This window comes from Longispora albida DSM 44784 (genome assembly GCF_000379825.1).
GTDB classification, from domain to species: domain Bacteria; phylum Actinomycetota; class Actinomycetes; order Mycobacteriales; family Micromonosporaceae; genus Longispora; species Longispora albida.
This window is the reverse complement of the sequence record NZ_KB903817.1, coordinates 44,102-65,558: the sequence shown is the minus strand read 5'-3', so window position 1 is coordinate 65,558 and position 21,457 is coordinate 44,102. Positions and strand designations below refer to the sequence as shown.

Below are 21,457 nucleotides of genomic sequence, written 5' to 3'. Positions count from 1 at the left end.
GCCCGAGATGCGCGACGCCCCGGCCAGGGAGGTCCGGTCATCGAAGGCGGAGACGCCGCTGGCCTTCCAGCGGGGCGCTTCCTACGCGAGCACCAAGTACAACCTCCGGCGGGGCGTGATCTACCGGACTATCCTCCACACCTCCCGGCTCAGCGTGCCAACGCTGCTCGACTACTACCGGGATCTCCAGCGCAGCGGGTACCAGGTCAGGGTGAGCAGCGACTACAACCGCACCGTCGTCCTGCACGACCGCACCAGGGCCTTCGTGCAGCTCGACCCGTCCGACGGCCGGGCTGGCGCGCTGCTGATCCGCAACCCGGGCATCGTGTCCACACTGGCCGACCTATTCGACCAGGCCTGGCTGCACTCCGCGGACCTGGAGACCGCGCTGGCCGCCCCGCCCCAGCCTGCCGACCTGCACCTGCTCACCGTGCTCCAGGGCGCGCCGAAGGACGAGGTCGCCGCCCGCCAGCTCGGGGTGTCCGTCCGGACCTTCCGCCGGCACGTGGCAGAACTCATGCAGCGCCTCGGCGCGGAGAACCGTTTCCAGCTCGCCGCCCTGGCCAAGGAACGCGGCTGGCTCTAGGCGAGCCCCGGGTTGTGCGCGGTCAGCAGGGCGAGGACCCGGCTGGCCTCTGGTGAGCCGGCCTCGGTGAGGATCGCGTGCGCCTCCCGCCAGTGTGCCCCGGCCGCGCCCACGTCCTTCGCCACGATCGCCACACCCAGCTCGATGAGCCCATCCGCGATGGTCAGCGGCTTGTTCTGGCTCCGCCCGGCGGCCACGGCCTGCTCCGCGTAGCCGGTGGCCTCGTCGTGCTCGCCACGGGCGTTGTGGATGGACGCGAGGATCGCGAAGTCCCCGTCCACCGGCTCACCGGCAGCACGCGCGCACGCGATCGCCTGCGTGACCCAGCCGAGTGCCGCGTCGTGCTGCCCCAGGTCACGGTGGACTTTGGCCAGGCCGCTCAGCGCGTTCGCCTCGGCCAGGTGTGCCTGGATCTGCCGGGCCAGATCCAGTGCCAGCTGGTACTCGCGGAGAGCGTCGCCCAGTTCGCCGCGGCCCAGGTGCACCCCGCCGATGATGCTCCGGCACATGGCCTCGGCGAGCGGGTCGACGTCGCCCTGGACGAGCGTGACGGCCTCGTGTGCCGCCAGCCAGGCCTGCCCGGTGTCGCCGCGCCTCGTGTCGACCAGCGCCAGCAGGTGGAGGCTGTCGGCCAGGTTGGCCGGGTCGCCCAGCCTGCGCTGGATGGCCACGCCGCGCACCGCGTGCTCCCTGGCCTGGTCCAGCTGGCCGAGCATCAGGTGCACGTTGCAGAGGTTGTGCACGGTGACGGCCAGGCCGATGTCCGAGCCCAGCTCCGTGAACAGTGCGGCGGCCTCCGTCAGGTATCCGGCGGCGCCGGCCAGGTCCCCTGCCTGGCCGCGCGCCCGGCCCAGGTTGGCCAGGTGAAGCGGCAGCATCTCCCGGGGACCCGAGCGGCGGTTGATCGCCAGCGCGGCGACATAGTGCTCGGTCGCGACCCCCAGCTCGCCCATCGTGATGTACGCGCCGCCCATCGCGCTGTGGATCACGGCCTCGTAGGCCGGCATCGCGGAGGACTCGGCCAGTGGCAGCGCCACCTCGCAGTGCCGCAGCGCAGCCGGGAACTCGCCGCGCATCAACCGGAGATGCGTCATGGCCAGCAGGATCGCGACCTGGGCCGGCGCCTCGTCAGCGGCAGCGGCCGCCGTCAGGCTCGTCTCCGCCACGGCCAGCCACTCGTCGTGCCGGCCGCTGACGGCCATGCAGTTGCGCATCGCGTCGAGCAGCAGCCAGGCGATCTCCGGCCGGCCTCGCTCGATCGCCCGGCGGGCGACGGCGACGAGGTTGTCCTCCTCGGTGCGCAGCCAGGCGAGCGCGGAGGCGGTGTCCATGGGCGACACCGGCTCGCTGTCCGCCCGGCCGTCGTCGAGGCACAGGCCATCGGGGCGTACGAGGCTGACAGCTGCCCTGGCCTGTGCCAGGTACCAGCCGAACAGCCGGGTCGTCGCCTCCTCGGCCTCGTGCGGCTGGCCCGCCACCAGCTCGGCGGCGTACTCGGCCAGCAGGTCGTGCATCGCGTAGCGACCGGGGACGGTGCCCTCGACCAGATGCGCGCGAGCCAGGGTACTGAGCAGGGAACGGGCCTCCGCGAACGTGACGCCGGCGGCCCGCGACGCCGCCTCCACATCGAAGTCCTGGCCGGGAACCACACCCAGCAGGACGAACAGCCGGGCGGCCGGAGCGGGCAGTGCCCGGTGGGACCAGGAGAACACCGCGCGCAGATCGGTGAGCGGCCCACCGCCGGCGTCGAGCCCGTCCAGCCCCTCGCCGCGCAGCTCGGCGACCAGCTCCGCCACCGGCAGGTCACCCAGCCTGGCCACGCGCTCGGCGGCGATCCGCAGCGCCAGCGGGAGGCCTGAGCACAGCCGGACCAGGCTGGCGATGGCCTCCGGCTCGCCGAGCACCCGGTCGGCGCCCAGCAGCTGGCGGAGCAGGCTGACCGCCTCGGCCTCGCTGAGCCGGTCCAGGGCGATCCGGCGCGCGCCGTCCCTCGCGACCAGGCCCGCCATGTCGTCGCGGCTCGTGACCAGGACCAGGACTTCCGGTGTACCGGGCAGCAGCGGCCGGATCTGGTCAGCAGAGCGCGCGTTGTCCAGTACCAGGAGCATGCGCCGGCCAGCGAGGGTACTGCGGAACAGGTCGCTGCGCCCGTCCAGGTCCGGCGGGATCGCCTCGATGCCGAGCGTCCGCAGGAGCCGTTCCAGGGCTGCCGTGGCTGTGACGAGCTGGCCGGGGTCGTAGCCGCGCAGGTTCAGGTAGAGCTGGCCGTCCTCGAACTGCCCGGCCACCCGGTGCGCCCAGTGCACGGCCAGCGCGGTCTTGCCGACGCCAGCCGTGCCGGCGATGGCCGTGATCACCACAGCTGAGCCGGTACCGGCGGCGAGCACCCCATCCAGTTCGGACAGAGTCCCGGCCCGGCCGGTGAACGCCGCCACGTCGGCGGGCAGCAGGCGTACCGGCGGGCGGGAGGGCGTGGCGGGCGCGGGCTGCGCGGCCGGTACGGCTGGGCGCAGGGTTTCCGCCGTGACGTGTTCCCAGGCTTCGGCCCACTCGCGCGCCTCGGCGGGTGTCGCGCCGAGGGCCAGCACCACGGCGTCCAGCACGTCGCCCGGCATGAGCGCCTGGCCGTTGAGGTACTGGCTCAGGCTGCTGCGCGGTACACCGGTGGCGCGGGCCAGGTCCCTGAGGGACACCTGCGCCCTGCCTGTGCCCCGGGCCGCGCGTACCCGCAGCCGGCCAAGCTCAGCGAGCAGTTCCTGTCTGGTCCGCGCCGTGATCACCGCAACACCTTACTTTTCAGGTTGTTCAATGTTACTCGCCAGTGTTCTACATCACCGTCCTCTATGGACCCGGTTACCGGGGCGGCTCTCGGCAGCCGGAGGGGCCGGATCGCCGTGGCAGAATCGGGCGGATGCAGATCAACATGCTCGGCCCGTTCGAGGTCAGGACGGACGACGGCGCCACGGCCGACGTACCGGGAGCCCGGCTGCGCGGCCTGTTGATCGCCCTCGCGCTGGAGGCCGGCCGGGCCGTCCCGAAGGCCACGCTGATCGACTGGATCTGGGGCGAGTACCCGCCCGCCGACGCCGCGAACGCTCTCCAGCGCCTGGCTTCCCGGCTGCGCAAGGTGCTGCCGGCCGGCTCGGTCGAGGGCCAGACCGACGGGTACCGGCTGCGCGTCGAGCCGGACGCCGTCGACGCCGTCCGCTTCGAGCGCCTGATCGGCCAGGCCCGTACCAGCGAGGGGCCCCGGCGGGTCAGCCTGCTCCGCGAGGCCCTCGGGCTGTGGCGCGGCGCGGCGATGCAGGACGTCGGCCTGCCGGACAGCGGGGCCTTCGACGCGGCGGTCACCCGGCTCGACGGGCTGCGGCTGACCGCGACCGAGGACAGGTTCGACGCGGAGGTCGGCCTCGGGCACGGGGCTGACCTGGTCGGCGAGCTCACTGATCTGGTGGCGGCGCATCCGGTACGCGAAAAGCTTGTTTCTGCTCTGATGCGTGCCCTCGTGGCGTCTGGACGCGACTCGGAGGCCTTGCTGGTCTATCAGCGGGCCAGCGAAGTTCTCGCGGACACGCTTGGCGTCGACCCGTCTCCCGAGCTGTCGGAGCTGCATGTCGCGCTGCTGCGCGGCGAACTGGGGCGGCGGGAGGAGACCCGCAAGACCAACCTGCGCGCCGAGCTGACCAGCTATGTCGGCAAGGAAGCCGACGTCGCGGCCGTCCGCGAGCTGGTCGGCGGGCACCGGCTGACCACCCTGACCGGGCCGGGTGGCTCGGGGAAGACCCGGCTGGCCACCGAGACCGCGCGCACGCTGGCCGGCGAGCTGCCCGACGGCACCTGGCTGGTCGAACTCGCGGCCATCGGCCTCGGCGGCGACGTGGCCCAGGCCTCCCTCGCCGGCCTCGGCCTGCGCGACACCCTGCTCGGCGACGCCTCGGACGCCCAGCCGATCGACCGGTTCATCGCGGCGGTCCGCGAGCGGGAGACCCTGCTCGTGCTGGACAACTGCGAGCACCTGATCGAAGAGGCGGCGGCGTTCGCCCACCGCGTGCTCGGCGAGTGCCGGCGGCTGCGCATCCTGGCGACCAGCCGCGAACCGCTCGGGATCACCGGCGAGGCACTGTGGCCGGTCGAGCCGCTGGCCCTGCCCGGTGGCGACGCCAGCCCCGCCGCGATCGAGGCCTCACCTGCCGTCCGGCTGCTGCGGGACCGGGCGGGCGCGGTACGCAAGGACCTGGAAGCCGGCCCCAGCGCGCTGCCGGCGATGGCCCGCGTCTGCCGGGCGCTGGACGGAATGCCGCTGGCGATCGAGCTGGCAGCCGCCCGGCTGCGCACCATGTCCATCGAGCAGCTCGCCAACCGGATCGACGACCGGTTCCGCCTGCTGACCGGGGGCAGCCGGACCGCGCTCCCCCACCACCGGACGCTCCGCGCGATGGTCGACTGGAGCTGGGAACTGCTGACCGGCCCCGAGCAGGCCGTCCTGCGCAGGCTGGCGGTGTTCGCCGGCGGGGCGAGCCTGGAGGCCGCCGAGCGGGTGTGCTCCGGCGAGACCACCGAAGCAGAGGACGTGCTCGAACTTCTCACCGCGCTCGCCGAGAAGTCGCTGCTGGTGGCAGCCGAGGACGACCGGGGAGCGCCCAGGTACCGGATGCTCGGCACGATCAGGGAGTACGCCGGGCACCGGCTCGCCGAGGCGGAGGAGGCCGAGCTGGCCCGCGCCGCGTACCTCGCGTACTTCACCGAACTCGCCGAGACCGCCGACCCGCACCTCCGCCGCGCCGAGCAGCTGGAGTGGCTGGTCACGCTCGAAGCCGAGCACGACAACCTGGGCGCGGCCATGCGGGGCGCGCTCGCGGCCGGCGACGCCCAGGCGGCGATGCGGCTCGCGGCGGCCAGCGGCTGGTACTGGTGGCTCAGCGGGCACAAGGCGGAGGGCATCGAGCTGATCCTCGCGGCCACCGGGCTCCCCGGCGAGGTCGACGACGACGTGCGGGCCTCGGTGTACGCGCTCGTCGTGATGTTCGCCAGTTCCGGGCGGGGCAGCGACGAGAACCAGGCCGAGGAGTGGATCCACAAGACGCTCCTGTACGCGCGGCGCAGCGGGTCACGCAACCCGCTGCTCGGCCTGATCGTCCCGCTGGAACGCATGCTGCACGACCCGACGGACTTCCTGCCGGCCTGGGAGTCGGTGCTGGGCAACGAGGATCCGTGGGTGCGCGCGCTCGCCCGGCTGCAGCTCGGCAAGATGCGGATCATGTTCGGCGAGGGCGGGCTGGAGGCCGACGAGTGCCTGGAGACGGCGCTCGCCGAGTTCCGCGTGATCGGGGAACGGTTCGGGATCTCCTTCGCGCTGACCGAGCTGGCCGACCGGATCGCGACCCGGGGTGACTTCGCGGCGGCGTGCGCGTACTACGAGCAGGCGATCGAGGTCGTCACCGAGGCCGGAGCGATCGAGGACGTCATCCGGATCCAGTCCCGGCAGGCCCAGCTGTACTGGCTGCTGGGCGACGCCGAGGCCAGCGAGTCGACGATCGCCGAGGCCGTCCGGCTGGCCGGCCAGGTCACCTGGCAGGAGTCGCTGGCCGAACTCGCGCTGTCCAGAGTGGACCTCGCCCGCTGGCGGGGCGACGCCCCCGAGGCCCGCCGGCAGCTCGACGCCGCCCTGTCGATCCTCGGCGACAAGGCCGAACAGCCGAGCATCCGGGGGGTCGTGCACGACACGCTCGGGTACCTGACTGACGATCTCGCCGAGGCCCGCAGTCACCGGGCCGCCGCCTGTGAGGCCGCTGCCGAGGCTGGCCACGCGCCGCTCCTCTCGCTCGTACTCGTCGGCGTCGCCGACCTCGCGCTGCGCCGTGACCAGCCCGGGCAGGCCGCCCAGCTGATCGCGGCGAGCACGGCCGCGCGCGGGCTCGCCGATCGTTCCCTGCCGGACCTGGCCCGGATCGAGGAGGAAACGCGGCGCCGCCTCAGCGAGACCGAGTTCGCTGAGGCGGCGCGGGCGGGTGCGGAGACGAGCTGGGGCGAGCTGGTGGCGGTCACGCTCGCTTCGTGAACAGCGAGCGGGCCCACAGGTACCCGACGATGGCGATCACGGCACACCAGGCGACAGCCGTGATCGTGTCGCTGCTGGACGGAGTGCCGTTGAGCAGGCCGCGCATGGTCTCGATGATCGGCGTGAAGGGCTGGTACTCCGCGAACTGCCGGACGCCAGGGCCCATCTTCTCGGCCGGCACGATCGCGCTGCTGAAGAACGGCAGCATGACCAGCGGTACCGCAGCCATGCCAGCCGTTTCCGGCGACTTCGCGAACAGGCCCAGTGCGACCGTGAACCAGCCGGCGGCGGTCGCCAGCAGCACGACCATCCCGGCGACGCCGAGCCAGTCGAGGAAACCCGCCTTCGGGCTGAATCCGAGCGCGAAAGCCACTCCGACCAGGGCGACGATGGCCACCAGGTTGGTCACGACGCTGGAGACGACGTGCCCGGTCAGCACCGCTCCCCGCGAGACGTCCATGACTTTGAACCGGTTGATGATGCCCTTGGTCATGTCGGAGTTCACCGAGGTCGCGGTGCCCCCGAGCCCGTAGCAGACCGCCAGCAGCATCAGCCCTGGTGTCGCGTAGTCGATGTAGTCGACGCCCACGCTGAACGCGTCACCGAGCATGTAGACGAACATGAACATGATGACGATCGGCATCAGGACCGCGTTGAACACCGACGTCGGGTTCCGGGTGACGTGCTTGAAGTTGCGGCGCAACATCACGAGCGAACTGGCCTTCATTTCGCGGTTACCTCCGTGGCGTGCCCGGTCAGGGCGAGGAAGACGTCGTCAAGGTCTGGGGTGTGGACGGAGAACTCCTCGGCACTGACCGAGTGCTCGTCAAGCCGGTCGAGCAGGGCGCGCAGCGACCGGGTGCCACCGTCGCCGGGTACGCGCAGCGTCAGCGCCTCGGTGTCCTTCGTGGACCCGGCGACGGCCCGGGCGGCGGTGTCCAGCTCCGCCTCGCTGGCGAACCTGAGCCGGACGTGTGTACCTGGGATCTGCCGCTTGAGCTCGGCAGCTGTGCCCTGCGCGACGATGCGGCCCTGGTCGAGTACCGCGATGGAGTCGGCGAGCTGGTCGGCCTCCTCCAGGTACTGCGTGGTGAGGAAGATGGTCACGCCGCCGGCCACCAGGTCACGGATGATCGACCACATCGTGCGGCGGCTGCGCGGGTCGAGACCCGTCGTCGGCTCGTCGAGGAAGATGATGCGCGGGCTGCCGACCAGCGTCATCGCCAGGTCGAGCTTGCGGCGCATGCCTCCGGAGTACGTCGAGGCCGGCTTGCCTGCCGCCTCCGTCAGCTCGAAGCGCTCCAGCAGGTCGCCGACGATCCGTTTGCCGTCCTTCGTGGACACCGGGCTGAGGTCCACCATCAGCTGGAGGTTCTCCCGGCCGGTCAGCAGCTCGTCGACCGCCGCGAACTGGCCGGTCACCCCGATCGCCCGCCGGACCTCCCTGGGGCTGGCCGCGATGTCGTGACCGGCGATCCGGATCGTGCCGGCGTCGGCGCTGGTCAGGGTGGTCAGCACGTTCACTGTCGTCGTCTTGCCCGCGCCGTTCGGGCCGAGGAGGGAGAAGATCGTGCCGGCCGGGACATCCAGGTCGATGCCGTCGAGCACCACCTTGTCCTTGTAGGACTTGCGCAGTCCGGAGACCGCGATCGCTGAACTCGTCATGGGGACCACTGTCACGGCCCGGCCTGTCACGGCCCTGTTCCAGCCCTGACACGGTCCCCGGCACCGTGGCGGCCGTGTCAGGGCCGTGGCTGCCCGGTGACAGGGCGACCGGTGATCGTCGAACGTGTCAGGTCGTCACGACGCACGGACCACCCACGGGAGCAGCACCATGCCAGCGTTCACCACCACCGGCCCGATCTCCGCGACCGTCGACATCATCTTCGGGAACATCCGGTTCGCGGCCAGCGACCGCGACAACGCCGTGGTCACGGTCAGCCCCGTCGACCCGGCCTGGGAACTGGACGTCAGGGCCGCGGAGGAGGCCAGGGTCGAGTTCTCCGACGGGAAGCTGACCGTCAGGCACCCGAGGATGCGCAACCTGTGGACCAGCCGGTACGGCACGGTCGAGGTCCTCGTGGAGCTGCCGGCCGGCTCGGACGTGCGGGGCGACACGGCCAAGGGTGACTACGCCGTCGAGGGGCCGGTCGGCTCGTGCCAGCTGAAGACCCCGACCGGGCACATCCGGGTCGAACGGGCCGCCAGCGTGCACCTGCGGACCACCGGCGGCACGATGACCGTCGGCGAGGTGGCCGGCCGCGCCGACATCAGCGGGAACGGCACCATCCAGGTCAGCAGGCTCGGCGGCAACGCCGTCGTCAAGAACATCGGCGGCGAGACCCGGATCGGCGAGGCGTACGGTGACCTGCGCGTGAACTCGGCCAACGGCCCGGTCACCGTCGACGTGGCCCGCGCAGCGCTCAAGGTCAGGACCGGCACCGGCGACCTGCGCCTCGGCCAGCTCGGCGCCGGCCCGGCCGACCTGTACACCCCGGCCGGCGAGGTGGAGATCGGCGTACCCCGGGGCTCGGCCCTCGCGCTCGACGCCCGGACCACGGCCGGGCGGGTACGCAACTTCGCGGAGACAGCCGGCACCGGTACCCGGACCGTCAGCGTCCGTGCCCGCACCCACGGCGGCGACATCGTGGTCCGCCCCGCGTGACGTACCCGGGACACGCGGAAGCGCCACGACCCGCCGGGTGCGGGTCGTGGCGCTCGGGTTTCCGGGGGCTTACCGCACGAGCCGGTGCAGGCCCAGCGCCGCGGTGAGGCCAGCGGTGAGGCCGGCCGGGATACCGGTGAAGAGAGCGAGGTCCGGGCTGAGCGTGCCCAGGGCCGCGATGGCTGTGCCGTGCCCGGTGAGGATGCCGATCGTGACCGCGACGGTGAGGATCGTGGCCGCCCGGGTCGTGAGCAGCTTCCCGTCGGCTGCCCTGCTGCTGGGGTTGCGCCGGCGGGTACCCGGCGTCGTTCTGGGCTGGTTCCGTCTTACCGGGTCCTTGGCGGCCGGGCCTGTGGTTCCGGAGTTCTCGTGACGCGCAGCCATGAGCTGCCCTCCTGTTGTGCCGTTTGTGCGGTTGAGCTGTATGTGGTCCGGGCCGTCCCGGCGGCTGCCGGTAGACCAGGGGTGCTGCCGGGTAGGTGCTGCTCAGGTGGTGTCGCGCTGGTGGGCCGCTGGCCCGGCGATCTGGAGAAGTTCCTGGAGGATCGAGTACGCGGCGGGCGGGGACGTCCGGCTGGCCCCGGCCGCCTGGTCCATCAGGGACCTGATCCGCGCCGGGCCGGCCGGCTCCCCGGCCGGTCGCGCCGGAGCCTGCGGAAGTGCCTGGGTGAACCCGATGCACAGGACGGCGATGGCCGCCACCTCGTGTACCTGGCTGGGCCGGATCAGCTCACGGCAGCTCCGGCTGACGTCCGGCGGCTCGACCATCTCGGCCTTGAGCAGCACGAGCTGCACCTCCCCGTCGGCAGCCGCCTGCTGGCTGGCTGCGTCACCGGCCGCAGCCGGCGGGTACTGCGAGCGCAGCGGCAGATAGTGCCGCCGCTCGGCCGTGCTGTACGCGTTGACGATGACCTCGGCGGCTTCCCGGGCTGCGGCGTCCGCGAGTTCGCGTGCGTCCTGGCGGGCCTGGGCGACGATGGCGATGGCTTCCTCCCTGGCCGCGTCGAGCATGGCCCGTGCGGCCCGCGCGGCCCGCTGGTCAGCGCCGGGCACCGTTTCCGGGCCGGGGTCTGGAGCGGGTGCCGGTGGATCGGTGCGCGGATCCGGTTCGGGGCCGGTGGCCGCCTGCTGGCAGCCGTGGCCCGGGTCGCTGCCGGGCACTGTCATCCCGCCACAGGGCTCCGGCGGCGGGAACGGCTGATCCAGGAGCAGTGGTGCCGCCGTACAGCCCAGGAAGGCCGCCTCGTGCAGCCACTGGCGGGCCTCGGCGATGTGCCCGGCCGCCAGCTGGCGTGCCCCGAGCTCGAAGAACGACCGTCGCGCGAGGACGGTCATCGCCGAATCCTCCAGCTCGCTGAGCTGGGCGGGGTCGGCGGCGAGGGCATCGAAGGACCTCAGCAGCTCGCCGAAGGACGAGGCTGTCTCCTCTGGCGTGACGGGCGGGTGTTGCTGGCCCAGGCGCTTGAGTTCCTCGGGAATGCTCACCGTATACCTCCGGTGGTGACCTGGTAGCCGGCCAGCGATGGCGCTTTCCGCAGAGCGGCACGGGCCGCAGCGAGCCTGCTCTTGAGCGTGGGAAGCGGGATGTCCAGGATCCGGGCGACCTCGCCGGGCGGAAGGTCTGCGTAGTACCGCAGGAGAAGCGCCTCACGCAGGTCCGGCGGCAGGGTCAGGAGTGCCGCCTGGAGATCCCACCGCGCGTCGGACCCGTCCTGGCCTCCTGGTACGGGTGCCAGGCCCGCCGGGGCGAGACCCGCAGGGAGGACCCGGTCCTTCACGGGACGCCGGCACCACTCGGCCACCGCGTCGCTGGCCATGATCCGCAGTACCGCGCGGGGGCTGGTCAGCGGCCTGCGCCTGGAGTAGGCGAGGAACTTCATCCACACGCGCTGCGCCAGGTCCCTCGCCGTTTCCTGGTCGCCGGTGGCGAAGGACAGGTATCTCACCGTCCACGGGTGGTTGTCCACATAGAACACTTGCAGCTCACTGTCACTCATGAGCGCTGCACCCCCGGTCACAGGCCCGCCCTCCCCTGCGCGGTCGCGCGGGAGGAATGTGTCACCTGACGCGTCACGATGCGGCGTCCTCCTCATTGGACGGTCGTTCTCCGCTTTCATCACATAAGCCGTGAACGACAACAAGATTGGATGAATATCTCGGGTAAAAGTTCCGTCAAGGGCCGGTTGGGCCTGGTTCGGCGCACCGGGGCGCCGGCCGCGCGGGCCTGGATGAGTCAGAAACGAGCAGGACCCCAGACCCGGGGCACATCATTCGGATATATCTATGCCTACGGATCGCTGGACGCGTCCAGCCCGCTCGTCACGGGAGGTGTCATGGCACGAATCGCCCGCCTGCTCGCCGCCATCACGCTGGCCATCGGAGTACTCACCGCGCCAGCCCCGGCCCTGGCCTCGCCCGGGCCAGGCCCTGGTGCACACGGAACCGGCGCGCAGCCGGCCACCTGGTACGACCCCGCGGCACCTGCCGCACCGCTCGGCCAGCGCGACCCGGCCGGGCAGTTCCCCTCCGCTTCGGGTGGCGGCTGCGCCAACACCTACGGCGCGGGGACCTGCATCAGCTACTGGGGCAGCAAGCGCCAGCTCAACGGCGACCTCTACGTCAACGCGTGGAGCAACATCGGCTACGGCGGCACCGCGTACGTCTACGTCGCCGTCAACTACACCTACTACTACAAGTACTCCAGCCGGACCTACAGCCTCGGCCGCTACCCGACGGTCACGCACTACGCCCCGGGATCCGGCGTGGCGTGGACGGCCGTGGACTTCTACAACTCCGCCGGGACCTACCTCATGACCGCCTACAGCCCCAACCAGTACTACCCGTGATCCGATAGCCACGGCCAGGGCCGGGCGGACGCCGTCAGGGACAGTGACGGCGTCCGCCCGGTACCCGCCGGTCACGGCAGCGACCCGGCCGTGCCGGTGACCGCGACCCTCATGACCGCGTACCGGCGGAGCATGGCGTTCACCCCGTCCGACTCCGAGCGCATCTGCCAGCCGGAGAACGTGAACCGGACCGGATCGAAGACGAGCTCCTGGCGTACGCCGTCTTCCGCCAGCACGATCGCGATGCCCGGCCGGCCCGCCGCGTCGCTGACCCCGTACGCCACCTCCACGCCGGGGATCAGCGCGGCGGCCTTGAACAGCAGTGCCCGCGACTTCGGCGGCAGGTAGTGATCCTTGAGGATCACGCCGACCTGCTCGAACGCGCCCCGTGCCGTGCCGCCGCCGCGGGTGAAGAGCAGCTTCGCCATCGCCTCGGCTGTCGAGGGCAGACCCGTCACATATCCCGGATCCGGATCGCACCCAACGAGCGTGCCGAGCGGGTGCCCCTGCCTGTCCCGTGGCTCCATCTTCCCGTCACGGCAGCCCGGCAGCACCTCGTCGCCGCGCGCGCCCGGGCCGTCCGGCTGGCGGACGAGGCCGTCGCGCGTACCGTCGGCTGACCGCCACGAGTACACCGTGACGACCGCGCCGTCGGCGCTGTTCGCGGAGCTGGTGGCGGTCGGGTACCACGCCCGGGTCTCGGTGAACACGAACTGCCCCGCGCCCGGTACCAGCTCAGGCTCGCTGCCCGCGACGTTCGCCGCGCGGTTGAGGACGTCGGTGACGTCGGGGTTCAGCCCTGGGCGGGCTGGCTGCTGGGCCAGCACGACCGCCACGATGGCCGCCGCGCTCACCGCCAGCCCGCCGAGGCCCGACAGCAGCAGCGGGCGGCGGCGCCTGCGTGCCCGCACCCGGTCCACCGACCGCATCACGCGGTCCCGCAGGTCGTCCGGCACTGGTTCTCTCATCTCCAGCATGTCGCCGGCGAGTGCCCTGATCTCTTCTGGAGTCATGCCTCCTCCTGTCGTCCGAGACGCTTCGCGATCTTCCTGCATGCTCGGTGGACCCGGGTCTTGACCGTGCCGACTGGCACTCGCTGCATGGCCGCTGCCTCCTCATAGGACCGGCCGTCCCAGTGGACGAGCAGTAGTGCTTCCTTCTCGTCGTGGGGCAGGCGCAGGATCGCTTCCCTGAGCGCCGCTCGCTCCACGTACTCGGCCGCTATGTCCGGGCTCGCCGCCTCCGCAGCGAACTGCCACTGGTCCGCGGTCCCCGCTTTGGCGTCCCGCGCCTCTTCCCTGCCCATCCGCCGCAGGACGGTCCGCAGCTTCCAGTACAGCCACGCCTCCACAGAACCCCGCCCGGGGTCGTAGTCCGGATTCACCGCGACCTTTTCGAACACGCGGCTCAAGGCTTCCGCCGCGCCGCGAGGCCCAACCCTGCGGTGCGCGTACCGGAATATCCACTCGTGATGCTTGGCGTACAGCGACCCAACATCGCTCACATCCTCCGGGTCCCCCTCACCCGGAAACACCAGCTCAGCAACCACGCTACGCTGACTCCAAACTTGATCAGGTGACACTTCCGGCCGCGCCCCGGCAGCCGGTACACCTTGTATTGGCCGTTCGCAGCCAGAAAGTTCGCAGCGGGACCAAGATTCTTTAGTGTCGGTGGTGCCCGGAGTCAGTGCAGCTACGGGTGGAGCAGTGCCGCGCCGAGTTCGGTGGTCGCGTGCAGGACCTCGCGGCGGTAGCGGCGGCTGGTGATCAGGCCGGCCTCGCGGAGGACGGTGAGCTGCTGGGAGGCGGCTGGCAGGCTCAGGCCTGCGCGTTCGGCGACCTGGCTGGTGCTGCTCGGGGTGACGGTGAGGGCGAGCACCTCGGCGCGGCTGCGGCCGAGCAGCTTCGCGAGCCCGGGTGCGACGGGGCCGCTGGTCCACAGCAGACCGGAGCCTCTGGCCGGGTAGATGGCGACGGGTGGCGCGGCGGGTTCGGTGCTGAGCAGGACGGCCTGGGGTGCGAACACGCTGGGGAGCAGCGGAAGGCCCCGGCCGGCGAGGTCCAGGTCGCCGATGCCGCAGTCCTGCGCGACGAGCCGGTCGCCGGCCCATCGGACGGTGGGGTGCAGCCGGTCGAAGAGGAGGCTCAGGCCACCCTCGGCGAGCTGCCGGGTCCGGTAGGCGATGTCGGCTTCCAGCACGGCCCGGATCCGGGACCAGTGCGGCGCGATCGCGGCGGCCCACCAGGCCCTGATCCCGGCGGACAGTTCCGCTGGCAGGCCGGCGAGCTCGGCGTCCAGGTCGGCGAGCGGTTCGGACGGCGGCGGGGTGAGGAAGTCCGGCAGGACCATGCCGGGGCCGATCAGCGCCCGTACCGGCGCCACCAGCCGGCGCAGCTCCGGGTCTGCGGCCAGTGCCCGGGCCTCGCGCAGCCAGGGGCCGTGGCTGGGGTGCCTCCCCGGTTCCGCGAGCGCCCCCAGGCTGGCCACGGTCTCCCACCTCGGCGAGATCGCGAACCTGACCCTGGCGACGTCGCCAGCACCGAACCGCACCTCGCTCATCCCTGCTCCCCCGCTGCGCGCCGACGTTTCCACCGTGATGGAAACAGTGGCGCCCCCAGGATGCCAGGTGCTGGTCTTTGCGACCATGAGGAGCCAGACGAGCCTGTACCGCCATCGCGACTTCCGCCAGCTGTGGGCGGCCGACACCGTCAGCCAGGCAGGGACAGCGGTCACGCTGGTCGCGTTGCCGCTGGTCGCGATCAGTGTGCTGCACGCGACACCGGCGCAGGCCGGGCTGCTCGTGGCCTGCGAGTACCTGGCTTTCCTGCTGCTCGGCCTGCCAGCTGGCGCCTGGGCCGACCGGTACCGGCCCCGCCGGATCATGCTCGCCGGGGACCTGGGCCGGGCCGTGCTGCTCGGCTCGGTACCGGCAGCCGCGGCCTTCGGCGTCCTGAGCCTCCCGCAGCTGTACGCGGTGGCCTTCGGCATGTCGGTCTGCACGGTGTTCTTCGACGTCGCGTACGGCGGCTACCTTCCCCGGCTCGTCCCCGCCGAGCAGCTCACCGACGGCAACGTGAAGCTGGAGGTGACCCGGACCATCGCACAGGTCGGCGGGCCGGGCATCGGCGGCCTGCTGATCAGCGCGCTCACCGCGCCCTTCGCCGTGCTGGTCGACGCGCTCAGCTACCTCGGGTCGGCGGCGCTGCTCGCGAGGATCAGGACGCCCGGCCAGCCGGGTACCCGGGAGCCCGGCGGCAGCCTGCGAGCCGAGATCGGAGCGGGTCTGCGGTTCGTCTTCGGGCACCGGCAGCTCCGGGGGATCACGCTGACGGCCGCGCTGTCGAACCTGTTCGGGACGATCGGCTTCTCGCTGCTGCTGGTACTGCTGGCCGGCGAGCTCAGGCTGCCGCCGGTCCTGTGCGGGCTCGTCTTCACCGCCGAGGCGGCCGGCGGGCTGATCGGCGCGCTGCTGACCAGGCGGATCGTGGCCCGGATCGGCGAGCGCCTGGCGCTGTCGGTACCGGTGGCCGTGAGCGCCGTGCTGTGGCTGCTCGCGGTACCGATGTTCCAGGCGGACTGGCGGCTGGCCGTGGCGTTCGTGCTGCACGGGCTGGGCTGGGTGGTGTTCATGACGTTCAGGATCAGCTCGGTGAGTTACCGGCAGCGGCTGTGCCCGCCGGAGCTGCTGGGCCGGATGACGGCGACCGTCCGGTTCGTGGTGTGGGGCGCGATGCCGGCCGGGGCGGTGATCGGCGGGCTGCTCGGCCAGTGGCTCGGCGTCCGCCCGGCGCTGTGGATCGGCGCGGCCGGCGAGCTGTTCGCGGTGCTGCCCGTGTTCCTCGCGCTCACTGCCGGACGGCGCGGCGCAGATGCGGCGCCGGTCCTGCCCCGATCTGACAATAGTTAACTAGACTTGCCGGAAGGGCGGTGTTTCGTCCCGATGCCCAGCGGGTATCCCGACGGTGTCCACAATGCACACCGAACGAAAGGGAGATCGAGATGCCCACCCGGATCGCACGAGCCCTGGTGACTCTGGTCGCCGCCGCGCTGCTCGGCCTGACCGGGACGGCCGCGGCCAGCCCAGCCCCGGCGGCACCGCCGGCACCGGCCAGCCAGGCCACACTGCACCAGACCGGCGGCTTCGCCGGGGTCGACCGGACCATCGTGGTCCTGCCCTGGATCCACCCGGAGGCTCCCGGCGTGCTGAACCGGGCGGCGAGTCCCGGATTCCGGGCCCTCGCCCCGGCCTACCAGCCGCTGAACCCGTGCTGCGACCTGTTCACCTACGAGGTCACGGTGACCTACGCTGACGGCACGGCCAAGACCGTGACCGTGACGGATGGCGCCCAGGACGTGCCACCGCTGCTCACCGACGTGATCGAGTCCATGCTGCGGATCGGTGACCAGACAGGTCAGTGACCACGCCGGGCTGATCCCGCGATCAGCCTGAGGTAACAGGCCGAACAGGCAGGCGGGCCGGCTGGCTCGCCTGCCGCTTCAGCGGATCGCTGGCAGGTCCCGCAGCTGCCGGCGGGAGGCCAGGTTCAGCTTCCGGGAAAAGTCGACCCGGCCAGCGTCATCATCCCTTGTGGATGATCGGGCCGGGTCCGCTCTGGCTCAGGTCAGTCCTGGTGCAGCTGGATCAGGTTGCCGCACGTGTCGTCGAACACGGCCGTCGTGCCACCCGGGTCCTCGACCACGTTCTGCGTGAACCGCACCCCGGCCCGGGTCAGCCGCTCGTACTCAGCAGCCACGTCCTTGGCGCCGAACACGATCGCCGGGTGCCCCTCCTCGTAACAGGCACGCCGGTAGTTCTCCCCGATCGGGTTGTCACTCGGTTCGAGCAGCAGCCCGACACCGTCAGGATCCTCCGGCGAGCACACCACGTAGAGGTTGCCCTCGGGCATCACGAACAGATCCGTGAAGCCGAGCACCTCGGTGTAGAACCGGTACGCCGCAGCCGGGTCGGTGACATGAATCGAGCACATTTTGATCCGCATGCCCAACACCCTAGGACCAAACCGGCATACAGGACGGCGAAACCAGGCAGCGACCTCGGCACGCTGGCCAGAGCCCAGATGCGCGCGCAACCCGGCACGGAGTGCCCGTAGCGGAGTACCGCGACCCCGGTATCCCGCAGGAACGGGGTACCGCGACAGGTCGTGACCTGCGAAGCGGTACCCCGTTGTGTGCGGTCCACTGCCCGGAGGGTCACTCGTCACCCGGCCAGGCGGAACCCGCACGAACTCTCAGATCTGCCGCTGGTCACGCTGGGGCTGCTCGGCGTTGCGCATGTTCGGCGGTTCACCGGGCTGCTGGCGCTCGGTGCCCGGCTTCTTGCGCTGCGGGTCACCGGGCCTGGACGGCTGGGACGGGTTCTGTTCCTGGCGGGACGGCTGGCCGGGCTGCTTCCCGGTACGGCCTGGTTCCTCACGCTGCGGCTGGCCCGGCTGGCGTTCCTGCTGCGGGTCGGTCTGGCGTGCCATGACGTTCCTCCTCGCGATGGCGATACGGCAAAGCCAGCAACTCTCCAGCGAGTGATGATCGCCGGGCCTGACCCTGCCGCAGTTCACGCTACGCAGAACCCGGCAGCCGTTTCCGCCGTTCAGACATACCTACCCGTACCTCACCCGAACGCCACCGGCAGCCTCGCTGGCACACCCTGACCAGCGCTGTCGTCATTTGCCACCGCGCCGGCCGGCGTGACCGCTGCCGCCTTTCCCATCCTTGCCACTGGCCTTTTTTCCTTGTACCGGGCTCTTCCTGCCGACGCCCTCCTGCTGGCCCTCGGGCGGGACAGTCGCCACCGGCGCTGGCTGCGGTGCGCCCTCCGCAGGGACGTCGGGACGGGCTACCTCGGCTCCGGTCGCGGAAATCCTGGCGTCTGTCGTGTCCAGAGCGGCAACACCCATGCCCGCGAGGAATCCGAGCGCCACAGCTGCGGCGGCGGCCGCACACGCCACCCGGAAGGCCGGGAAGCGGAGAACCGCCACTCGTTCGACGCGCGTTGTCGTACACGCGGCCACGGGTGCTGGAGCCTGCCCAGCCAGGGCAGCACGGATGCTGGCGAGTTCAGCGTGTACCTGCCGGGCGTCGCGCGGCCTGTGCTGCGGCTTCTTGGCAAGCAACCGCGTGACGAGCTCGGCGAGCCGTACCGGGATGTCCGGCCGGTACCCGGCGACGGGAAATGGTTCGTCTGCGACGTGCTGGCGCAGGATGTCGTGGTCCTCACCACCGGTGAACGGCGGGGCGCCGGCCAGCATGGCATAGAGGACGCAGCCGAGCGCGTAAAGGTCGGACCTGCCGTTGAGCGGTAAGCCGAACGCCTGCTCAGGAGACATGTACTTCACACTGCCGACCACCTGGCCGAAGGCCGTCAGCCCCGGTCGCCTGGAGTTCGCGGCCATGCTCGCGATGCCGAAGTCGCAGAGCTTGACGGTACCGTCGCCGGTCAGCAGCAGGTTCTGGGGCTTCACGTCACGGTGCACGATCCCGGCTTCGTGCACCACGGCCAGCGCAGCGGCGATCTGACCTGCGAGGTCCACGACGGTGTCCACCGGCATCGGCCCGGCCGCCAGTACCCGGGCAAGACTGGAACCGTCGACGAACTCCAGGACCTGGAAGGCGTCCGGCCCGTCCGTACCAGCGTCGTAGCCGGTGACGATCCCGGGGTGACACAGTGTCCGGAGCATCTGCGCCTCCCGGTCGAACCGGAGGCGACCGGCCGGATCTGGTACGCCCGCCCGGTGCAGGATCTTGACGGCCACCGTCCGGCCACACTCCAGGTCCCTGCCCTGCCAGACCGAGGCTGTGGCCCCTTGTCCGAGCAGCCTGGTGAGCTGGTACCTGCCCCGGAGCACCCGGCCTTGCCCCAGCCTGCCGTGGAGGGAATCTCGCGCAGCGGTCATGCCCCTGGCGATACCCGCTGGAGGCGCCCTCAAACGCGCCGGCCCGGCAGACGCTTGCGGCACCGGGCGGCGGGTGAGGACCGTTTAATGGCCCGGTAGTCCTTTGGGGACTCTGTGGGGTAGCTGAGCGGACCTCAGGCCACTGTCAGCGTCCACGGCGCATCCTCCACACAGGATGGCGGACCGGTGACCGGCCGCCCCGGGGATCGGAGTGACTGAGATGCGAAGGCTGACAATGACCATCCACCGCCCCCTGGCCGCCGCAGTGGCAGCGGTCGCGGTAGCCGGCGGGGTGCTTGCGACCGGGCCTGCGGCGGGCGCGAACCCGGTGCCCGGCTCCGTCACCCAGAAGCTGCTCCAGCGGGACGTGAACGCGATCGTGGACACAGGAGTGATCGGTGCGCAGGCCGCCGTGCTGGACCACGGGCGCACGGTCAAGGCTGGCGCGGGTGTCGCCGATGTCAGGACGCGGCGCCCGGTGCCGCTGGACGGCCGGTTCCGTCCCGGAAGCATCACCAAGACCTTCGTGGCCACCGTGGTCCTGCAACTGGCTGGCGAAGGCCGGCTGTCGCTGGACGACAAGGTCGGACGCTGGCTGCCCGGGGTGGTGACAGGCAACGGCAACGACGGCCAGAAGGTCACCATCCGCCAGCTCCTCCAGCACACCAGCGGCATACCGTCGTTCAGCTTCGAGGACGTACCGGTGTTCACCGTTGAGGACTACTACCTGCACCGCTTCGACACCTACAGGCCGGAGCAGATGGTCGCGCTGGCGATGAAGCACCCTCCGACGTCGGAGCCCGGTGCCGGCTGGGCCTACTCCAACACCAACTACGTACTCGCAGGCATGATCATCCAGCAGGTCACCGGCAACACCTGGGACCGTGAGGTCAGCGCGCGGCTGGTCCAGCCGCTCGGGCTGCGGGGCACCACCGCCCCGGGCAGGAACCCGGCCATCCCAGGCGTGCACGCGCAGGGCTACGACCACCGCCCGGACGGGTCCGTCCTCAACGTGACCCTGATGAACACCACCTGGGGCGGCGCGGCCGGAGCGCTGATCAGCACCACCGACGACCTCAACCGCTTCGCTGCCGCCCTGCAGGACGGCACGCTGCTCCGCCCGGCCCAGCTCGCCGAGATGCGCAATGTGTACCCGGTCAGCGAAGACGCCGGGTACGGGCTCGGCATCGGCCGGATCAAAGCCAGCTGCGGCATCGAGTACTGGACCCATGACGGCGGCGTACACGGCTACACCAGCCAGTTCGCCGTGACCTCCGACGGCACCCGCAGCGTGACGGCCAGCCTGACCACAACCGGCTTCCTGCCGAGCACCTGGAACGCTGGACCGATGTACCAGGCGCTGGACAAGCTGATCGACAACGCCATCTGCACCGGACGCTGACCGTACCCAGCGGGACCCTCGCACGCGCGCCGTCTGCCCCACCGGAGAAGCACCACAGGCCCGCGAAACGGGCACACTCCCCGCGCGGCAAACAACGCGTTTGTGCAGGTCAAGCCCGGTAGGTCGGGTGGGGCTCGACCCCGGGCCGTGCGCGGTTTACGGATCTCGATAAGCAAACGCCCCGCGATCCGGGCGGTACTTCTACCCGGTGGCTGTTTGCAGGAGCGGGGCCAGGCGGGACGCGAGGTCCGGGGAGGCGAGGTGCAGCTCGGTGATCAGTACACCGATCACTACCCTCAGGGCCCGGTGCAGTTCCCCAGGCGCGAGCGACTGACTGACCGATGCCACCAGGGGCGCTGTCACCTCGACCGGGAGCGAGTCGGGCCGGACGGTGAACCCACCCAGGACACCCAGCCTGCGTGCGATCAGCGCGAAGACCTGCCCCCGGGTCTCGCCGAGCCAGTGCAGGGCCTGCCAGGGCTGGCCACGTTCGATGGCGTGCCAGGCACGGAACGTGTGATGCCAGGCCATCCCCGCGATCTCGTCCAGCCCGGGGACCCGGGCCGCCTCAAGCTGGGCGGCTTCCCCGAACACCTGCCGCCAGGCCGGCCCACGCGGCCCGAACGAAGCACGCGGCGCGAACCCCAGATCAACTTCCAGGCCACTGGCCAGCAGGAACATCCGGTACACGGAAGGCCCGGCTGGCATATCCCAGTGGTGTACCGCACCGAACTCGCTGGCCAGCGTCGCCGTCCACCGGCCGATCACCGCTTCGAGGCCTTCTCCGACGCCGAGTACGAGATCGATGTCAGACCAGCGGTCGCCGCCGTTTCCGGCATACGAGCCAGTGAACGCCGCTCCGGCCACCTCCGAGTCGGCCTGGGCCAGCTCGACGAGGCGGGCACGGACAGCGTCACGTTCCTCCACAGTGAACATGAACGCACGCTACGCCTCAAGCAGCCAGGCCAGTACCTCCAAGCCTTTGCTGAGGC

The 21,457-nt window shown here is 71.3% G+C and carries 20 protein-coding genes; 7 read left to right on the top strand and 13 right to left on the bottom strand.

The window, feature by feature from the left end; all coding sequences use genetic code 11:
- The first annotated feature begins 7 nt into the window (after window positions 1-7).
- Window positions 8-586: a LuxR C-terminal-related transcriptional regulator gene (locus A3G1_RS34170; protein ID WP_018349409.1), complete on the top strand. Its 579-nt coding sequence runs from the start codon at window positions 8-10 to the stop codon at window positions 584-586.
- Here A3G1_RS34170 and A3G1_RS34165 read toward each other — a convergent pair.
- Window positions 583-3,366: an ATP-binding protein gene (locus A3G1_RS34165; RefSeq protein ID WP_018349408.1), complete on the bottom strand. Its 2,784-nt coding sequence runs from the start codon at window positions 3,364-3,366 to the stop codon at window positions 583-585. The genes A3G1_RS34170 and A3G1_RS34165 overlap by 4 nt on opposite strands.
- 131 nt (window positions 3,367-3,497) lie before the next feature.
- Between A3G1_RS34165 and A3G1_RS0110370 the strand changes: the two genes are divergently transcribed.
- On the top strand, window positions 3,498-6,644 hold the full coding sequence (locus tag A3G1_RS0110370) for an ATP-binding protein (RefSeq protein ID WP_018349407.1): 3,147 nt from the start codon (window positions 3,498-3,500) through the stop codon (window positions 6,642-6,644).
- Here A3G1_RS0110370 and A3G1_RS0110365 read toward each other — a convergent pair.
- Window positions 6,628-7,371 carry an ABC transporter permease gene (locus A3G1_RS0110365; protein ID WP_018349406.1) on the bottom strand — a complete coding sequence of 248 codons (744 nt, stop codon included), beginning with the start codon at window positions 7,369-7,371 and terminating at the stop codon, window positions 6,628-6,630. The two genes, A3G1_RS0110370 and A3G1_RS0110365, sit on opposite strands and share 17 nt — an antisense overlap.
- Window positions 7,368-8,309, bottom strand: coding sequence for a daunorubicin resistance protein DrrA family ABC transporter ATP-binding protein (locus A3G1_RS0110360; RefSeq protein WP_026212000.1), 942 nt, complete (start codon window positions 8,307-8,309; stop codon window positions 7,368-7,370). The genes A3G1_RS0110365 and A3G1_RS0110360 overlap by 4 nt, the downstream gene beginning before the upstream one ends.
- 169 nt (window positions 8,310-8,478) lie before the next feature.
- Here A3G1_RS0110360 and A3G1_RS0110355 point away from each other — a divergent pair, with 169 nt between their 5' ends.
- Complete coding sequence (locus tag A3G1_RS0110355) at window positions 8,479-9,309, top strand: DUF4097 family beta strand repeat-containing protein (RefSeq protein ID WP_018349404.1); 831 nt, start codon at window positions 8,479-8,481, stop codon at window positions 9,307-9,309.
- 69 nt (window positions 9,310-9,378) lie between these two features.
- On the opposite strand, the gene A3G1_RS0110350 is transcribed toward A3G1_RS0110355, so the two are convergent.
- The 3 genes from A3G1_RS0110350 to A3G1_RS38385 form a co-directional block, all read right to left on the bottom strand.
- Complete coding sequence (locus tag A3G1_RS0110350; RefSeq protein WP_018349403.1) at window positions 9,379-9,693, bottom strand: hypothetical protein; 315 nt, start codon at window positions 9,691-9,693, stop codon at window positions 9,379-9,381.
- A 102-nt stretch (window positions 9,694-9,795) separates the two neighbouring features.
- Window positions 9,796-10,794, bottom strand: a complete 999-nt coding sequence (locus tag A3G1_RS0110345) for a hypothetical protein (protein ID WP_026211999.1) — start codon at window positions 10,792-10,794, stop codon at window positions 9,796-9,798.
- Window positions 10,791-11,306 carry a sigma-70 family RNA polymerase sigma factor gene (locus A3G1_RS38385; protein WP_157641042.1) on the bottom strand — a complete coding sequence of 172 codons (516 nt, stop codon included), beginning with the start codon at window positions 11,304-11,306 and terminating at the stop codon, window positions 10,791-10,793. The genes A3G1_RS0110345 and A3G1_RS38385 overlap by 4 nt, the downstream gene beginning before the upstream one ends.
- A 336-nt stretch (window positions 11,307-11,642) precedes the next feature.
- On the opposite strand from A3G1_RS38385, the gene A3G1_RS38380 reads away from it, so the two are divergent.
- Window positions 11,643-12,155: a hypothetical protein gene (locus A3G1_RS38380; RefSeq protein WP_018349401.1), complete on the top strand. Its 513-nt coding sequence runs from the start codon at window positions 11,643-11,645 to the stop codon at window positions 12,153-12,155.
- Between the two features lie 71 nt (window positions 12,156-12,226).
- Here the strand turns inward: A3G1_RS38380 and A3G1_RS0110330 are convergent, their stop codons facing one another.
- The 3 genes from A3G1_RS0110330 to A3G1_RS0110320 all read right to left on the bottom strand — a co-directional run bounded on the left by A3G1_RS0110330 (window position 12,227) and on the right by A3G1_RS0110320 (window position 14,714).
- Window positions 12,227-13,168: a CU044_5270 family protein gene (locus tag A3G1_RS0110330; RefSeq protein WP_018349400.1), complete on the bottom strand. Its 942-nt coding sequence runs from the start codon at window positions 13,166-13,168 to the stop codon at window positions 12,227-12,229.
- Window positions 13,165-13,704 carry an RNA polymerase sigma factor gene (locus A3G1_RS40465; protein WP_018349399.1) on the bottom strand — a complete coding sequence of 180 codons (540 nt, stop codon included), beginning with the start codon at window positions 13,702-13,704 and terminating at the stop codon, window positions 13,165-13,167. Before A3G1_RS40465 ends, A3G1_RS0110330 begins: the two co-directional genes overlap by 4 nt.
- A 143-nt stretch (window positions 13,705-13,847) precedes the next feature.
- On the bottom strand, window positions 13,848-14,714 hold the full coding sequence (locus A3G1_RS0110320; RefSeq protein WP_018349398.1) for an ArsR/SmtB family transcription factor: 867 nt from the start codon (window positions 14,712-14,714) through the stop codon (window positions 13,848-13,850).
- Between the two features lie 85 nt (window positions 14,715-14,799).
- On the opposite strand from A3G1_RS0110320, the gene A3G1_RS0110315 reads away from it, so the two are divergent.
- Window positions 14,800-16,062 (top strand): MFS transporter, encoded by a 1,263-nt coding sequence (locus A3G1_RS0110315; RefSeq protein WP_018349397.1) that lies wholly within the window; start codon window positions 14,800-14,802, stop codon window positions 16,060-16,062.
- Window positions 16,063-16,154: 92 nt separating this feature from the next.
- On the top strand, window positions 16,155-16,574 hold the full coding sequence (locus A3G1_RS0110310; RefSeq protein WP_018349396.1) for a hypothetical protein: 420 nt from the start codon (window positions 16,155-16,157) through the stop codon (window positions 16,572-16,574).
- 203 nt (window positions 16,575-16,777) lie between these two features.
- Here the strand turns inward: A3G1_RS0110310 and A3G1_RS0110305 are convergent, their stop codons facing one another.
- From A3G1_RS0110305 to A3G1_RS34155, 3 genes are all read right to left on the bottom strand, one after another.
- Window positions 16,778-17,155 (bottom strand): VOC family protein, encoded by a 378-nt coding sequence (locus A3G1_RS0110305; protein ID WP_018349395.1) that lies wholly within the window; start codon window positions 17,153-17,155, stop codon window positions 16,778-16,780.
- Between the two features lie 249 nt (window positions 17,156-17,404).
- Window positions 17,405-17,641 carry a hypothetical protein gene (locus A3G1_RS0110300; RefSeq protein WP_018349394.1) on the bottom strand — a complete coding sequence of 79 codons (237 nt, stop codon included), beginning with the start codon at window positions 17,639-17,641 and terminating at the stop codon, window positions 17,405-17,407.
- Window positions 17,642-17,833: 192 nt separating this feature from the next.
- Window positions 17,834-19,063 carry a serine/threonine-protein kinase gene (locus A3G1_RS34155; RefSeq protein ID WP_083936848.1) on the bottom strand — a complete coding sequence of 410 codons (1,230 nt, stop codon included), beginning with the start codon at window positions 19,061-19,063 and terminating at the stop codon, window positions 17,834-17,836.
- 220 nt (window positions 19,064-19,283) lie between these two features.
- Here A3G1_RS34155 and A3G1_RS0110290 point away from each other — a divergent pair, with 220 nt between their 5' ends.
- The gene (locus A3G1_RS0110290; protein WP_157641041.1) at window positions 19,284-20,465 is read left to right on the top strand and encodes a serine hydrolase domain-containing protein; all 1,182 of its coding nucleotides are present in this window, start codon (window positions 19,284-19,286) and stop codon (window positions 20,463-20,465) included.
- A gap of 201 nt (window positions 20,466-20,666) precedes the next feature.
- Here A3G1_RS0110290 and A3G1_RS0110285 read toward each other — a convergent pair whose 3' ends face one another.
- Window positions 20,667-21,401, bottom strand: coding sequence for a hypothetical protein (locus A3G1_RS0110285; RefSeq protein WP_018349392.1), 735 nt, complete (start codon window positions 21,399-21,401; stop codon window positions 20,667-20,669).
- Between the last annotated feature and the right edge of the window lie 56 nt (window positions 21,402-21,457).

Bases quoted from the DNA above. Each gene is read 5' to 3' on its own strand.
- A3G1_RS34155 (WP_083936848.1), bottom strand. From the start codon at position 19,063: ATGACCGCTGCGCGAGATTCCCTCCACGGCAGGCTGGGGCAAGGCCGG.
- A3G1_RS34170 (WP_018349409.1), top strand. From the start codon at position 8: ATGCGCGACGCCCCGGCCAGGGAGGTCCGGTCATCGAAGGCGGAGACG.
- A3G1_RS0110355 (WP_018349404.1), top strand. From the start codon at position 8,479: ATGCCAGCGTTCACCACCACCGGCCCGATCTCCGCGACCGTCGACATC.
- A3G1_RS0110310 (WP_018349396.1), top strand. From the start codon at position 16,155: ATGCCCACCCGGATCGCACGAGCCCTGGTGACTCTGGTCGCCGCCGCG.
- A3G1_RS0110360 (WP_026212000.1), bottom strand. From the start codon at position 8,309: ATGACGAGTTCAGCGATCGCGGTCTCCGGACTGCGCAAGTCCTACAAG.
- A3G1_RS0110350 (WP_018349403.1), bottom strand. From the start codon at position 9,693: ATGGCTGCGCGTCACGAGAACTCCGGAACCACAGGCCCGGCCGCCAAG.
- A3G1_RS38380 (WP_018349401.1), top strand. From the start codon at position 11,643: ATGGCACGAATCGCCCGCCTGCTCGCCGCCATCACGCTGGCCATCGGA.
- A3G1_RS38385 (WP_157641042.1), bottom strand. From the start codon at position 11,306: ATGAGTGACAGTGAGCTGCAAGTGTTCTATGTGGACAACCACCCGTGG.
- A3G1_RS0110300 (WP_018349394.1), bottom strand. From the start codon at position 17,641: ATGGCACGCCAGACCGACCCGCAGCAGGAACGCCAGCCGGGCCAGCCG.
- A3G1_RS0110290 (WP_157641041.1), top strand. From the start codon at position 19,284: ATGCGAAGGCTGACAATGACCATCCACCGCCCCCTGGCCGCCGCAGTG.
- A3G1_RS0110305 (WP_018349395.1), bottom strand. From the start codon at position 17,155: ATGCGGATCAAAATGTGCTCGATTCATGTCACCGACCCGGCTGCGGCG.
- A3G1_RS0110320 (WP_018349398.1), bottom strand. From the start codon at position 14,714: ATGAGCGAGGTGCGGTTCGGTGCTGGCGACGTCGCCAGGGTCAGGTTC.
- A3G1_RS0110370 (WP_018349407.1), top strand. From the start codon at position 3,498: ATGCAGATCAACATGCTCGGCCCGTTCGAGGTCAGGACGGACGACGGC.
- A3G1_RS0110285 (WP_018349392.1), bottom strand. From the start codon at position 21,401: ATGTTCACTGTGGAGGAACGTGACGCTGTCCGTGCCCGCCTCGTCGAG.
- A3G1_RS0110330 (WP_018349400.1), bottom strand. From the start codon at position 13,168: ATGACTCCAGAAGAGATCAGGGCACTCGCCGGCGACATGCTGGAGATG.
- A3G1_RS0110315 (WP_018349397.1), top strand. From the start codon at position 14,800: ATGAGGAGCCAGACGAGCCTGTACCGCCATCGCGACTTCCGCCAGCTG.
- A3G1_RS0110365 (WP_018349406.1), bottom strand. From the start codon at position 7,371: ATGAAGGCCAGTTCGCTCGTGATGTTGCGCCGCAACTTCAAGCACGTC.